14 protein-coding genes are annotated in these 13,275 nt (G+C 61.9%); 7 read left to right on the forward strand and 7 right to left on the reverse strand.

Features of this window, described 5'->3' with window-relative positions; translation table 11 throughout:
- Positions 1-86: 86 nt before the first annotated feature.
- Positions 87-1,181, reverse strand: coding sequence for an inositol-3-phosphate synthase (locus AAFP29_RS00410; RefSeq protein ID WP_419215325.1), 1,095 nt, complete (start codon positions 1,179-1,181; stop codon positions 87-89).
- Positions 1,174-1,878, reverse strand: coding sequence for a PadR family transcriptional regulator (locus AAFP29_RS00415; RefSeq protein ID WP_419216308.1), 705 nt, complete (start codon positions 1,876-1,878; stop codon positions 1,174-1,176). The genes AAFP29_RS00410 and AAFP29_RS00415 overlap by 8 nt, the downstream gene beginning before the upstream one ends.
- Before the next feature lie 205 nt (positions 1,879-2,083).
- On the opposite strand from AAFP29_RS00415, the gene AAFP29_RS00420 reads away from it, so the two are divergent.
- The 3 genes from AAFP29_RS00420 (at position 2,084) to AAFP29_RS00430 (ending at position 6,385) form a co-directional block, all read left to right on the forward strand.
- Complete coding sequence (locus tag AAFP29_RS00420; protein ID WP_419215326.1) at positions 2,084-2,497, forward strand: DUF5318 family protein; 414 nt, start codon at positions 2,084-2,086, stop codon at positions 2,495-2,497.
- 97 nt (positions 2,498-2,594) lie between these two features.
- The gene (locus AAFP29_RS00425; RefSeq protein ID WP_419215327.1) at positions 2,595-4,847 is read left to right on the forward strand and encodes a transglycosylase domain-containing protein; all 2,253 of its coding nucleotides are present in this window, start codon (positions 2,595-2,597) and stop codon (positions 4,845-4,847) included.
- On the forward strand, positions 4,844-6,385 hold the full coding sequence (locus AAFP29_RS00430) for a glycosyltransferase family 87 protein (RefSeq protein ID WP_419215328.1): 1,542 nt from the start codon (positions 4,844-4,846) through the stop codon (positions 6,383-6,385). Before AAFP29_RS00425 ends, AAFP29_RS00430 begins: the two co-directional genes overlap by 4 nt.
- 9 nt (positions 6,386-6,394) lie before the next feature.
- Here AAFP29_RS00430 and AAFP29_RS00435 read toward each other — a convergent pair whose 3' ends face one another.
- A complete protein-coding gene (locus AAFP29_RS00435; RefSeq protein ID WP_419215329.1) occupies positions 6,395-6,970 on the reverse strand; it encodes a GNAT family N-acetyltransferase in 576 nt (191 codons plus the stop codon).
- A complete protein-coding gene (locus tag AAFP29_RS00440; protein WP_419215330.1) occupies positions 6,967-8,427 on the reverse strand; it encodes a hypothetical protein in 1,461 nt (486 codons plus the stop codon). Before AAFP29_RS00440 ends, AAFP29_RS00435 begins: the two co-directional genes overlap by 4 nt.
- Before the next feature lie 183 nt (positions 8,428-8,610).
- Here AAFP29_RS00440 and rpsF point away from each other — a divergent pair, with 183 nt between their 5' ends.
- The 4 genes from rpsF (at position 8,611) to rplI (ending at position 10,354) form a co-directional block, all read left to right on the forward strand.
- On the forward strand, positions 8,611-8,892 hold the full coding sequence (gene rpsF / locus AAFP29_RS00445; protein ID WP_419215331.1) for a 30S ribosomal protein S6: 282 nt from the start codon (positions 8,611-8,613) through the stop codon (positions 8,890-8,892).
- A gap of 156 nt (positions 8,893-9,048) precedes the next feature.
- A complete protein-coding gene (locus tag AAFP29_RS00450) occupies positions 9,049-9,576 on the forward strand; it encodes a single-stranded DNA-binding protein (protein WP_419215332.1) in 528 nt (175 codons plus the stop codon).
- A 52-nt stretch (positions 9,577-9,628) separates the two neighbouring features.
- Positions 9,629-9,883: a 30S ribosomal protein S18 gene (gene rpsR / locus AAFP29_RS00455; RefSeq protein WP_007319000.1), complete on the forward strand. Its 255-nt coding sequence runs from the start codon at positions 9,629-9,631 to the stop codon at positions 9,881-9,883.
- A gap of 18 nt (positions 9,884-9,901) precedes the next feature.
- Positions 9,902-10,354, forward strand: a complete 453-nt coding sequence (rplI, locus tag AAFP29_RS00460; protein ID WP_419215333.1) for a 50S ribosomal protein L9 — start codon at positions 9,902-9,904, stop codon at positions 10,352-10,354.
- Between the two features lie 233 nt (positions 10,355-10,587).
- On the opposite strand, the gene AAFP29_RS00465 is transcribed toward rplI, so the two are convergent.
- Genes AAFP29_RS00465 through AAFP29_RS00475 form a run of 3 tightly spaced genes read right to left on the reverse strand, consistent with a single transcriptional unit; the run spans position 10,588 to position 13,264 of the window.
- Positions 10,588-11,403 carry an ABC transporter permease gene (locus AAFP29_RS00465; protein WP_419215334.1) on the reverse strand — a complete coding sequence of 272 codons (816 nt, stop codon included), beginning with the start codon at positions 11,401-11,403 and terminating at the stop codon, positions 10,588-10,590.
- On the reverse strand, positions 11,400-12,392 hold the full coding sequence (locus AAFP29_RS00470) for an ATP-binding cassette domain-containing protein (RefSeq protein ID WP_419215335.1): 993 nt from the start codon (positions 12,390-12,392) through the stop codon (positions 11,400-11,402). Before AAFP29_RS00470 ends, AAFP29_RS00465 begins: the two co-directional genes overlap by 4 nt.
- A complete protein-coding gene (locus tag AAFP29_RS00475) occupies positions 12,389-13,264 on the reverse strand; it encodes a DUF4097 family beta strand repeat-containing protein (RefSeq protein WP_419215336.1) in 876 nt (291 codons plus the stop codon). The genes AAFP29_RS00470 and AAFP29_RS00475 overlap by 4 nt, the downstream gene beginning before the upstream one ends.
- Between the last annotated feature and the right edge of the window lie 11 nt (positions 13,265-13,275).

The following is a 13,275-nucleotide window of genomic DNA, read 5'->3' on the forward strand; positions in this document are numbered from 1 at the left end:
CAAACCCTGCAAACGCAGTCAAACCCAACACGAAAACGTGTTGGGTTTGACCGTCAGTGCGGGGTTTGCGGCTCAGCCGCGGTGAACTACTCCGCGCCGATGATGAAGGCTTCGAGCTGAGTACGAGCCTCGTCGTCGGCGACCTGCACCGGCGGGGACTTCATCAGGTAGGCCGACGCCGGAAGGATCGGGCCGCCGAGGCCACGGTCCAAGGCGATCTTCGCAGCACGCACGGCATCGATGATGATGCCGGCCGAGTTGGGGGAGTCCCACACTTCGAGCTTGTACTCCAGGTTCAGCGGCACGTCACCGAAGGCGCGGCCTTCCAGGCGCACGTAGGCCCACTTGCGGTCATCGAGCCATTCGACGTGATCCGACGGTCCGATGTGGACATTCTTGTCGGAGATCTTGTTGGCCAGCTGACCCGTCAAGTTCGAGGTCACGGCCTGGGTCTTCGATACCTTCTTGGACTCAAGGCGCTCACGCTCGAGCATGTTCTTGAAGTCCATGTTGCCGCCGACGTTGAGCTGGTACGTGCGGTCGAGGGCCACGCCGCGGTCCTCGAACAGCTTCGCCATCACGCGGTGGGTGATGGTCGCGCCGACCTGGCTCTTGATGTCGTCGCCGACGATCGGCACGCCGGCATCGACGAACTTCTGCGCCCACACGGGATCCGAGGCGATGAACACCGGAAGTGCGTTGACGAAGGCGACCTTAGCGTCGATGGCGCACTGTGCGTAGAACTTGTCGGCGTCGTCGGATCCGACCGGCAGGTAGGAGACCAGGACGTCAGCCTTGGAGTCCTTGAGGATCTGGACCACGTCGACACCGTCGCCGTCGGCCTCGGTGATGGTCTCGCGGTAGTACTTGCCGAGGCCGTCCAGGGTATGACCGCGCTGGACGGTGATGCCGGTCGGCGGGACGTCGGCGATCTTGATGGTGTTGTTCTCGCTTGCGCCGATCGCGTCAGAAAGGTCGAAGCCGACCTTCTTGGCGTCAACGTCGAACGCGGCGACGAACTCGACGTCGCGGACGTGGTACTCGCCGAACTTCACATGCATCAAGCCGGGAACGGTCTCGTTCTCGTTGGCATCCTTGTAGTACTCGACGCCCTGTACCAAGGATGAAGCGCAGTTACCTACGCCCACAATGGCAACGCGCACCTTTTTGGGCTCACCCATGGTCGGGTTCTCCTTTTCTCGGAGGCGTCGCGGCCGACTGCCGCGATGCCTTGGTTCTCTTTTTGGGAGCGTCGGTGACGACCGGTGGGTCGTCGACGCCCAAATCTTTGTCGATAGTGGTTTCGTTGCGAAACGGGATCTGGCTCAATGGCATTGGTGCGGTGGCTTCGCCAGCTTCGCCCGACGCTTCTTCGGCGATGAGTTCGTTGAGCCAGCGGACCTCGCGCTCGCTCGACTCGAGGCTGAGTTCGTGAAGTTGCCGGGAATAGCGATCCGACGCCCCGCGGGTTCGGCCGACCATCTCGCGCAGCCCTTCGCGTCGTTCCTCGACCTGCCGTCGGCGACCTTCGAGGATGCGCATCCGCGCGACCGCGGGGGTCCGACTGAAGAAGGCCAGATGTACGCCGAAGCCGTCGTCGGTGTAGTTCTGCGGCCCGGTGTCGGCGACGAGTTCGGCGAACCGTTCTCGGCCGGTCTCAGTCATCTGATACACCCGACGTCCGCGACGCACCTTCACGCCCTGCGGACCGTCATCTTCGACGATCAGTCCGTCGGCCTGCATCCGACGCAGCGTCGGGTACAGCGAGCCGTAGGAGAAGGCACGGAAGGCGCCGAGTAGCCCGGTGAGGCGTTTGCGCAGTTCATAACCGTGCATCGGCGATTCCAGAAGGAGTCCAAGCACAGCCATTTCCAGCATGCTCGTCATCTCCTCACTGGATTCGTCCGATGCGCGCGGTCGATGTGACGGCACGCAGTATCACCGAAATCGGTGAACTCGATGCTACACGCGAATGTATCGCGCCGATATAACAGGGGGTGATCCGGTGACCTCCGTCACCCGACACCGGGCGCCGCACCGCGCACTTCATCTCGGTGTCGGGACGCACAGCTAGGCTGGACGCGTGCAACCGCAACGGCAGGTCGCGACGCGACGGGAGTTGATCGACTACGCACTTACGCGTAAGTCGGTGCTGTCGGATGTCTACGCGGGTCGTGTCGCGGTCAGCGAGGTATGCGACGCCAATCCGTATCTACTGCGGGCAGCGAAATTTCACGGTGCGGCCAGCGATATCACCTGCCCAATCTGCCGCAAGGAAAAGGTCACGATGGTGTCGTGGATCTTCGGCGACAAGTTGGGGCAGGCGTCGGGATCGGCCCGCTCGACCGAGGAGCTCGACCGGATGGCAGCGGTCCACGAAGAGTTCTCGGTACATGTCGTGGAAGTGTGTCGCACATGTCACTGGAACCATTTGGTCCAGTCCTTCGTTCTCGGTCTGCGGCCAACCCGGTCGCGTACGCGCCGGGTAGCCAAGTAGCACTCACGTCGCCGCCGGCATGATGTTCGGTTTCAGATGCGACCACCACATAAGTACGCTGGTCGTCAGACCGTGCAGTAAAACGAAGGGCACTTGAATGTCAGCCGGAAATGGTTCACCCAGCAAGACTGGGAAAGAGCCGACCAAGACTGAGTCGGTGCGTAAAAGGCAGAAGGTCATCTCCTGGGTGATCGGGCTGGTCGGCGTCGGAATCCCGGCTGTCGCACTCATCGCGATCATTGCCTTCATGGCCGTGTATGTCTCGGCCGACGTCCCGCGTCCCGGTGACATCAAGCAGAATCAGGTGGCGCTGATCCTCAATTCGAGCGGCAAGACGATCGCCAAAGTCGTGCCGCCGGAGGGTAACCGCACTGACGTCAAGATCGCCGACATCCCCAAGTCTGTACAAGACGCGGTCATCGCCGCCGAGGACCGTGAGTTCCGCAGCAATGGCGGCTTTTCGGTCCGTGGTCTCTCGCGCGCGGTGCTGGGTAAGTTCACCGGACGCGACGACGCGGGCGGCGGTTCGACGATCACCCAGCAGTATGTGAAGAACGCGCTTGTCGGTGACGAGCATTCGTATACGCGTAAGTTCAAGGAACTCGCGATTGCCACCAAGATGTCGAGTAAGTGGTCCAAGGACGACATCATGGCCGCATATCTCAACACCATCTACTTCGGCCGAGGCGCGTATGGCGTTTCCGCTGCGGCGCAGGCGTATTTCCGTAAGGACATCAGCAAGATCACGCCGGCCGAATCCGCGGTTCTCGCCTCGTCGATCCGGTCGCCGTCGTACTACGACCCAGACATCAACCCCGATGCCGCACTCGGTCGCTGGAATTACGTACTCGACGGCATGGTCGCCATCGGCGCGCTGAATCCGTCCGAACGGGCCGGGATGAAATACCCGAAGGTGCCAGCCTATCGCGAGGCGGCGTCGACCGATCCCGGACCGACCGGTCTGATCAAACGACAGGTCCTGTCTGAACTCGAATCGCTGAACATCTCCGAACAGCAGGTCCGTACCGAGGGATTGAAGATCACCACGACGATCGATCCGCAGGTACAAAATTCCGTCGTGAACGCGGCGAAGAACAAACTCGATGGTGAGCAGAAGACCACCCGGACCGCGATCGTCTCCATCGACCCGGAGACCGGGGGCGTCCGCGGTTACTACGGCGGTAGTGACGGAATGGGCTGGGACCACGCTCAGGCTGGTCTGCAGACCGGATCGTCATTCAAGGTGTTCGCGCTGGTCGCGGCGCTGGAACAAGATATCCCGCTGTCGAAGGTATATAGCTCGTCGCCCTATGAGGCAACGGGCGGCCTGACCGTCAACAACTCTGACGGCGAAAGCTGCGGTTCGTGCAACCTGGCGACGGCGATGAAGATGTCCCTCAACACCGTGTACTACCGGCTGATGATGGACCTCGACGGCAAGGCGCAGGCAGTCGCCGACGCCGCGCATAAGGCCGGCGTCGCGGAGAGTTTCGGCGACGTCGCACACACCCTTCAGGAGAAGAACGGGGTCCCCGAGGGTGGCGTCGTGCTCGGCCAGTACCCCTCGCGCGTTATCGACATGGCGTCGGCATATGCGACGCTCGCGGCGTCGGGTATTTACCGTGCTCCGCATTTCGTGCAGAAGGTAGAGACGTCGAAGGGCGACGTGCTCTTCGATCGGCAGAAGGATCCGGGCAAGCGGGTATTCCCGGCCAAGGTCGCCGACAATGTCTCGGCAGCGCTTGGGCCGGTCGCGGCGTACTCGAATGGCAACGGCCTGACCGACGACACCTACGGCACACGTCCATCGGCGGCGAAGACCGGTACCGCCCAGCTCGGTGACACCGGCCAGAACAAGGATGCGTGGATGGTCGGCTATACGCCGCAGCTGTCAACCGCCGTATGGGTTGGCACCGATAAGGGTATCGCGCTCAAGAACGCCTGGGGCGGTCCGATGTACGGCAGTGGCCTGCCCGCGCAGATCTGGAAAGCTGCAATGGACGGCGCGCTCGCGGGCAAACCGATCAAGCAATTCCCTGAACCGGCCGCGGTCGGCGGTCAGGCCGGTGTGCCATATGAGCCACCGCCGGTGACCTATACCCCGCCCAAGAGTCGCTCGAATGAGCGAAACGGTCGCGGCGGCAACAATAACGACAACAACAACGGTGGCGGCGGCAACCTGACGCTCGCACCCGGTGTGACAATTCCGCTGCCTGGCAACAGTCCTCGACGCGGCAATAACGGAGGGAACTCCGGCGGCGACACCGGTGGGAACTCTGGTGGCGACACCGGCGGAGACTCGGGTGGCGACACCGGTGGAAACGGCGACAATTCGGGTACTGATTGGTGATCGATGCCAGCGAGCAGGTGAGCCCCGACGACGTCGAGTCGCCGGGGCCGCTTGCTGCTGATAGCCGCGTCGATGTCGACCGCGAGTCGCCATCGACGGTGGATCCCCTTGTCGGGCCGGCAAGCTCGGTTATCGGTGGCCCACTCGGCCGACATGCGGTCGTCGGTCGTGAGAAGTTTCTGACGCCGATTCGCGTCCTGTTCGCGCTCGCCTTGCTGGGATTGGCACTCGGCTGGTTCGGCAAGGCCGGGTGTTTACAGCAGGCGCCGGTCGATGCCGCGTCGTCGACGCCCTCGCGAACCGCAGAGGGCGGCTTCGATCTCGATTGGAAGAATCAGCGGCAGTTCTTCGCTCTCTGCTACTCCGACATCGTCCCGCTCTACGGAAACGAACGGCTCGATACTGGCGGATTCCCGTACCGGACCTACTGGGTCGGCAAGGACACCAGTGGCAAAGAGGTCAAGCAGTACATGGAGTACCCGGTGCTCACCGGTGCGTATATGTACGGCGTTGCGAAATTCACCCACTGGTGGCAGTTAGGCCATGACAAGTGGGGGCTGCCGTCAGCGTTGTCGGCGGTGATGTTCTTTAACTTCACCGCACTCGGGTTGGCGCTGTTTTGGTTGATAACCATCTGGGCAACCGGCCGAACAGCGCGGACCCGGATCTGGGCTCCGTGGCTGGCCGCGCTGTCGCCACTGGTCATCGTGCATGTATTCACCAATTTCGATGCAATTCCCATCGCCATGGTCGCGCTCGCAATGCTGGCCTGGACGCGCTTCGAACGCGATCAGAATTCCTGGACTCCGTGGGTGGCTGGAGCGTGTGTCGGGCTCGGGGTGTCATCGAATTGGTATCCGGTGCTGTTACTGGTTGCGATCGGCGTACTGTGCGCTCGTAGTCGTCAGGTGCGACCATTCCTGGCGGCCGCCGCCGGTGCGATTGCGGCGTGGATGGCTGTCAACACCGCTGTGCTGATTCTCTATCCAACCGGGTGGTCGGAGTATTTCCGCTACGACCTGGCCCGGTCGGCCGAATCGGATTCACTATTCGGAGTGGTCCGTGACCTCGCTGGTTTCACGTGGAACACCGGCGTACTCAACGGTCTTTCGCTGTTCTTGTTGGTGATGGCGATTGTCGGGGTCGTAATCGTCGGGGTTGTCGCGCCGCGACCGCCGTCGCTCGCCCAACTCATGTTCTTGTTGGTGGCTGCGTACCTGCTCACCAATAAGGTGTGGAGTCCGCAGTACTCCCTGTGGCTGGTACCCCTTGCCGTACTGGCCATTCCGCGAACGCGTCTTCTCATCGCCTGGATGGTCATCGATGCTCTGATCTGGGTTCCGCGGATGTCGCTGTATCTCGACGCCGATCGAATGTGGCTGACCTCGCAGTGGTTCACCCTCGCGGTACTGATCAGGACCGCGATGGTGATCGCCCTGTGCGTGGTCGTGATTACCGATATCCTGCAACTCAATACGGGACGTTTGAAGAGCTGGGTACCCGACGGCGGGAAGCTGGATTTCGCCAAGGCTCGGTAGGTGCGGTGCCTATTCGCCGAGACGCGTCGACAACCGGGCCTTAGCCGCTGGCCAGTCATCATCGGTCATCGCATATTGAGCAGTGGTGCGCCAACCATCGCCAAATCGTCGGTGTTTGCGGATCAGCCCTTCGAATGACGCGCCGAGTTTGGCGATCGCCGCTCGAGACCGCGCGTTGTTCTCGTGGGTATGCCACACCACGCGGACGGCGCCGCATATCTCGAAAGCATGGTGCAGCAGAAGGTATTTCGACGCCGGATTGACCACGGTGCCCTGCGCCGCCTCGGCGTAGAAGGTGTAGCCGATGGCCAGCGAGAGGTTTTGTTGGTCGATATCGTAGTAACTGGTGGACCCGACGACATCGCCGGTGGCGTCGTCAACGACGGCGAATGCTTGTCTGTCGCCAGTAGATAGGGCGGTCTCGATGTACTCGAGTGCGTCGGCTCGGTTGAGTGGGACGCCCGGCGACCAGCTGAAGATTTCCGGAGTGGTGACCAGTGTCCCCAGCGCGTCGACGTCACCAACTGCCAACGGTCGCAAGGTGACTCCCGCGCGCGACATCGTCGGCGACCCGAGCCAGGTCATGCGCGGGCCAACGCGGCATCGTCGGTGAGCTCGGTGTCGGCCGGATCGGTGGCCTTGGTGCGCAATCCAATTGATGCCAGCGGCTCGCGGAATCCGGCGACGACGAACGCATAGATCAAGTACACCAACAGGATTGACTGCACCCAGACGCCGAAGTTCACGCCGCCGATGACCCACCATTTCATTTCGGCGCCGGAGTTCATGATGCCGAACAAGCGGAAGATGGTCATATCTAGAATGCCGTTGGCGATGATGTAGGCCGCGACCACCTGCCAACGGACCTGGAGCAGTACGAAGAACGGCAGGATCCACAGCGCGTACTGCGGCGAGTTGACTTTGTGGAAGACCATGAAGCCGGCGAGCATCGCCGCCGCGACACCGACCCACGGGAAGGTTCCGCGGCGTTGATACATCCGCCAGCCCAGGTACATCGCTACGCACCATGCGGTCAGGATCAGCAGCGGCGACAAAATCCCGACGAGGGTGTTGTAGGTATCGATGTTGTTGCGGCCCACAATGAATCGAAAACCCCAGTGCCAGATGGAGTTGGTGTCGACCTCAGCGCGACGCTTGCCCTGGAATGTCATAGCAGCTTTCCAGCCGTCGAAGCCGGCGATCATGAAGGGCAGTTGCACGAGTATCACGGTGATCGTCGCTGTCGCCACAACCCAGAGCGCGCTTGCCCAATCGAGGGCTCGTCGAGCCGGCGTCGAGCCGGCGGTAAGGACGTAGGCGGCCAGCGGCAGGACGAAGAAGCCAGGGTAGAGCTTGAGGCAGAATCCGAGGGCGAGGAGAATGGACGCCAGTATCGCGCTGGTGCGCAACGACATTCGTCGTTCGCCCGTGGTCGGGGATATCGTCGATCCCCAGGCCATGACCGCGACAGCGGCGACCGAAGTGAACACCACGGGTAGTTCCCAGTTGTGGAACGCGTAGAGAACCAACGGGCCAGATGCGGCCCACACGAGTACCCACCAACGGGCCAGCAGAGCGAGCATGACCGTGATCGCGAGAGCGAACGGCACCAGAAGCCACACGGTGTGGGTGAAGAAGGCCGTGTCGGTATGCGCGCCGATGGCGCCGAGCCACATCATCAGCCCCGACAGCACCGGGTATTCGACCGAGCCACCGAACAGATGGCCGCTCGCGTCGATGCCTCCATTGACATAGGGGAAGACATGGTTATTGATGTCACGCCCCACCCACAGGAACATGATGTCGGAATAGCAGGGGATCGCGGAGTCAGGATTGCCGACCGGCCAGTGGTGACTTCGACCGTCCGCGGAGAATGGTGGACCGCCGCAGGAGACCTTCGCGTAATAGCTCCAGACGAGCGCGTAACCAGTGATGAGCAGCGAGTTCAGCAGCACCAGCGCTTCGCTGCCGCGGCCTGCGAGATACGCGCGCACTCGGCCGCCTGGACTGGTCGTCGCCAGTTGTGGGCGCAGGTCAGACATGGGCTACAGGTTAGGTGGTGGCGGGCGCCGGGAGCCAATCGCTGGCCCGGGGAACCTCGATGCGGATGGCGATTTCCCAGGTCACGGGTGCGTCGTGTATCTTGGAGCGGTTGCCGACGCAGGCGACCCTCCTGCCGCGGACAGTCCGTGGCCGACCTAGCCCATAGGAGGTGATGTGGTCTTATGCGTCACTACGAATTGATGGTCATCCTCGATCCAAGCTTGGACGAACGTACCGTCGCACCCTCTCTCGATACTTTTCTCAATGTTGTCCGCACTGATGGCGGCAAAATTGATGGAGTCGACATCTGGGGCAAGCGCCGTCTTGCCTACGAGATTGCCAAGCACAGCGAAGGCATCTACGCGGTTATCGACCTGAATGCGGAACCCGCCACGGTCAGCGAACTCGATCGTCAGCTCAAGCTGAACGAATCGGTGCTGCGCACCAAGGTACTGCGTAAGTGATCTTGCGTCCGCCGGGAACCAAACGCAGTATTGCTGCGTCTAAGTTCTCAGCGGATGTCGGTGCCGATGCTTAGGCTGGAGTGCGACTCCTACCCAATCGGTGCAGTCGATAAATCGAGTGCCCACTTCACAGGCTTCTAGAGCGAGGGAAAACACATGGCAGGCGAAACAGTCATCACCGTCGTTGGCAACCTGACCGCCGACCCCGAACTGCGGTTCACACCGTCCGGGGCTGCTGTCGCTAACTTCACGGTTGCGTCGACGCCACGCACCTTCGATCGTCAGACCAATGAATGGAAAGACGGCGAAGCACTGTTCATGCGTTGCAATATCTGGCGTGACGCTGCGGAGAATGTCACCGAGAGCCTTACCAAAGGTTCGCGAGTGATTGTCTCCGGCCGGCTACGTCAGCGCTCCTTCGAAACCCGCGAGGGTGAGAAGCGCACGGTTGTGGAACTCGAAGTCGACGAGATCGGTCCCTCGTTGCGTTACGCCACCGCGAAGGTCAATCGGGCTTCGCGCGGCGGCGGTAACAGCGGCGGCGGATTCGGTGCGCCAAGCGGCGGCGGTGCAAACCGCAGCGGCGGCGGATCGGGTCAGCCCGCTGCGGCTGAAGATCCCTGGGGCAGCGCCCCCGCATCCTCGGGATCATTCGGCGGAAACAACGACGAACCACCCTTCTAAAGAGATTTCCGGATTACCCAGCGTGGTATCCGGGCCCTAACTGGAGCAACATATGGCGAAGCAAAAAGGACGGAAGGTCCGCGTCGAAAAGGTCACCAAGACCAAGGCGTGCACCTTCTGCAAGGACAAGAAGAACGACATCGACTACAAGGACACCGCGTTGCTGCGTCGTTTCCTGTCGGACCGCGGCAAGATTCGTTCGCGTCGTGTGACCGGCAACTGCGTGCAGCACCAGCGCGACGTCGCTGTCGCCGTCAAGAACTCGCGTGAAGTGGCCCTGCTGCCCTTCACCTCGACCGGTCGATAAGCGGAAGGGATAAGAACAATGAAACTCATCCTCACCGCTGCCATCGAAAAGCTCGGTGTCGCTGGCGACACCGTCGAGGTCAAAGACGGCTACGGCCGCAACTACCTGCTGCCCCGCGGCCTGGCCATCAAGGCCACCCGTGGCGCCGAGAAGCAGGTTGAAGGCATCCGTCGTGCACAGGAAGCCCGCGAGGTTCGCGGAGTCGAGCACGCCAACGAGCTGAAGCAGGCCCTCGAAGGCCTGGAGAATGTCTCGCTCGGCGTGAAGACTCACGACTCGGGCAAGCTGTTCGGTTCGGTCACCACAGCCGACGTTGCCGGCGCGATCAAGAAGGCCGGCGGCCCTGCCGTCGACAAGCGCGCGGTCGATCTGCCCAAGGGGCATATCAAGGCCACCGGCACCTACCCGGTTGTCATCGACCTACACACCGGCGTCTCGGCCAAGCTGAATCTGGCTGTCGTCGCGGAGTAAGTCTCGCGTTCATGAAACCGCCGCCCGGCAATGTCGGGCGGCGGTTTTCGTTTTGTCCGGGTGTTTTGGACTGGAGTCTGCGTTGTGCGGGGCCGCGAGGGGAATGTGCCCCGGGGCTCGACGCGGATGCAGATTCCAGCCGGTCCGGCCCCGCGCTCCCGAGGACACCAGCGCACGTTGACCACTCGCGCCGCGAATGGCCAACGTGCCCAGGAGACTTCAGGAACTTCACATCAGTTCAGCGAGCTCTTGTTGTACAGCCGCATCGACCACACATACCCGACGACGCTGAGTCCGATGCACCAGAGAACTGTCTGAAATGCGTTGCTCCCCATCGGGGTACCGAGCAGCAGCGCACGCACCGTCTCGATGAACGGGGTGAACGGCTGATGCGCCGCGAACCAGGCGATTGCCGACGGCATCGAATCGGTCGGGACGAAACCGCTTGACAGGAATGGAAGCAGCAGCAGGATCATCGGGGTGTTACTTGCCGATTCGACGCTCTTTGCCGCGATGCCCATCCCAACCGCGATCCACGTGATCGCCAACGCGACTAGTGCGACGAAGCCCAGCGCGGCAATCACGCTGCCGATATCGGTCGATGTGCGGAAACCCAGTGCCACCGCAACCGCGAATACGACGATGACAGAAATGATCGTCTGTGCGACAGCTCCGATCACATGCCCGGTCAGGACCGACGCCCGTGAGATGGCCATCGTGCGGAAGCGAGCTACGATACCTTCGCGCATATCCATCGCCACACTGATGGCGGTGCCCTGAGCGCTCATCACAATCGCGATGAGCAGGATCCCCGGTACCACGTAGCGAAGGTAGGCGGCCGTCCCGCTGTCTGCATTTGGAGCGGAACCCGTTGCCCCGGTGGGCAATCCGCTGCCAAGGGTGCCGCCGAGCACGTACACGAAAATCAGTAGCAGGATGACCGGCGTGCCGATGGTCAGCACGGTGAGGACGGGGTAGCGGAGCATATGACGCAAGTTGCGCCGCAGCATCGTGCTCGAGTCGGCGAGGGTGTAGGTGAGAGTGGTCATTGCGAAACCTCCTGGGTCGCAGTCGAAGTGGAGTCAGTGAGGGCGAAGAACACATCGTCGAGGTTCGGGGTGCCGATGGATACATCTTCGATGCGGGCAGTCGCGTCGAGTCGATCGATGATGGCTTTGACGGAGCCGAAGCTGCCGTCACTGTCGATGGTGAGGGACAGCGAAGCATCGCCTTCGCTTGAGTCGTCTTCCTGCCGCGATACCAGTCCGGTGAGTTGCCGCCGCGCCGCATCGCGGGCATCAGAGTCGGAAAAGCCAAGTCGCACATGGCCCCCTGGTACAAGCTTCTTGAGATCCGCAGGCGATCCCTGCGCCGCGATACGGCCGTTGTTGAGGACCGCGATCTGGTCGGCGAGTTGGTCGGCTTCTTCCAAGTATTGGGTGGTGAGGAAGATGGTCATGCCGTCGTTGACTAGGTTGCGGACTATCTCCCACATCGACGCGCGGCTGCGTGGATCGAGGCCGGTCGTCGGTTCGTCGAGGAATATGATGCTTGTGCCAGTGGGGCTTTCGCCGGTGCCGCCGCCGACGAGTGTCATTGCCAGATCGAGCCGACGTCGCATGCCACCCGAGTAGTTTGCGAGGGTTTTGTTCGCCGCATCGGAGAGATCGAAACGTTCGAGCAGTTCATCGACGCGTGCTCGGCCGGCCTTCCGGGGCAGGTGGCGAAGGTCAGCCATGAGCTGAAGGTTTTCGCGGCCGGTGAGCAGACTATCGACGGCGGCGAACTGTCCGGTAAGGCCGATCGCGCCGCGAACTGAATCCGATTGGGTGACAACGTCATAGCCCGCGACCCTAACCGTACCGGCATCTTGTCGTAGCAGTGTCGAGCAGATATGGACCACCGTGGTCTTGCCGGCGCCGTTGGGGCCGAGGAGCGCGAATACTGTTCCGGCGTCGACGGTGATATCGATACCGTCGAGAACAGTCTTGTCGCCGAAGGACTTTCGTAGTCGTTCTATCTCAATTGCCGTTGTCATAGTGCTTCCTTTGTGAGAGTGGAGCGGGTGCGAGTGACGGTAATATCGCCGAAGCTGGTGTTAGCGTGTACCTCGACAGTGTCGTCGTCGGAACCGGGAGTGGTGGATGGAGTGAGTTCATTGTGAAAGTGGCCGTAGTCTGACTTGACGTCGAGCCAGGCGGCTGTCCCATCGTGGATGCCGATTTCTATTGCACCGTAGGAACTTTCAATGGTTACCGTGCCGTGCTGGACCTCGCGAATCGCGGTCCGCCCGTGTGCGGTCTTGACCCCGACCGAGTCGAGGGCGCGGGTGATGTCGATCGCTCCGTACGCTCCGCGGACCTGCAGAGCGCCGCGCACGGTCCCGATCGAGATGTCGCCGTAACTGGCCTTCACCGCGAGTGCACCGTCAATCTCGCGTAGGCGAACATTGCCATAGCTCGCGGTTACAGTGGCGTCGCCGGACACGAACCCGGCAGTGACCGATCCTGACCCCGACTTCACGATCAGCGCAGCGGCGGACTCGACGTCGAGATCGGCGTGGGAGATGTCAAGGGTGCACGGACCCAACGTTCCTTCGGTGCGAAAGCTCCCGACGCCGAGGGAACCGGTAATCATTGTGCCAGAAGGAATTTCAACGATGATATTGACGGCGTCGGGTGATCCGAACGGGGTGTAGGTCCGCCACGAGCGGGAGCTGTGGATACGCAGGCGGTTGCCGGCCAGGCTCGCGGTCGTCTGGTCGGCGGCGCGAGCAGATGACGTCTTGTTGGGGAGTTGCGGGCGGATGGTGACTTCGGCGTCGTCGCGGTCGGTGGCGATGATGCGCACGTCGCCGACGGTCAAGTCAAGATCGACGGTGAGGGGGCCGGTTAGTGGGTAAGTGGTCATCGATAATCCTT

Origin of the sequence: Gordonia sp. CPCC 205333, from assembly GCF_048537885.1 — a bacterium.
Taxonomy (GTDB): domain Bacteria; phylum Actinomycetota; class Actinomycetes; order Mycobacteriales; family Mycobacteriaceae; genus Gordonia.

Bases quoted from the DNA above. Each gene is read 5' to 3' on its own strand.
- AAFP29_RS00410 (WP_419215325.1), bottom strand. From the start codon at position 1,181: ATGGGTGAGCCCAAAAAGGTGCGCGTTGCCATTGTGGGCGTAGGTAAC.
- AAFP29_RS00415 (WP_419216308.1), bottom strand. From the start codon at position 1,878: ATGCTGGAAATGGCTGTGCTTGGACTCCTTCTGGAATCGCCGATGCAC.
- AAFP29_RS00425 (WP_419215327.1), top strand. From the start codon at position 2,595: ATGTCAGCCGGAAATGGTTCACCCAGCAAGACTGGGAAAGAGCCGACC.
- AAFP29_RS00435 (WP_419215329.1), bottom strand. From the start codon at position 6,970: ATGACCTGGCTCGGGTCGCCGACGATGTCGCGCGCGGGAGTCACCTTG.
- AAFP29_RS00440 (WP_419215330.1), bottom strand. From the start codon at position 8,427: ATGTCTGACCTGCGCCCACAACTGGCGACGACCAGTCCAGGCGGCCGA.
- rpsF (WP_419215331.1), top strand. From the start codon at position 8,611: ATGCGTCACTACGAATTGATGGTCATCCTCGATCCAAGCTTGGACGAA.
- AAFP29_RS00450 (WP_419215332.1), top strand. From the start codon at position 9,049: ATGGCAGGCGAAACAGTCATCACCGTCGTTGGCAACCTGACCGCCGAC.
- rpsR (WP_007319000.1), top strand. From the start codon at position 9,629: ATGGCGAAGCAAAAAGGACGGAAGGTCCGCGTCGAAAAGGTCACCAAG.
- rplI (WP_419215333.1), top strand. From the start codon at position 9,902: ATGAAACTCATCCTCACCGCTGCCATCGAAAAGCTCGGTGTCGCTGGC.
- AAFP29_RS00465 (WP_419215334.1), bottom strand. From the start codon at position 11,403: ATGACCACTCTCACCTACACCCTCGCCGACTCGAGCACGATGCTGCGG.
- AAFP29_RS00470 (WP_419215335.1), bottom strand. From the start codon at position 12,392: ATGACAACGGCAATTGAGATAGAACGACTACGAAAGTCCTTCGGCGAC.
- AAFP29_RS00475 (WP_419215336.1), bottom strand. From the start codon at position 13,264: ATGACCACTTACCCACTAACCGGCCCCCTCACCGTCGATCTTGACTTG.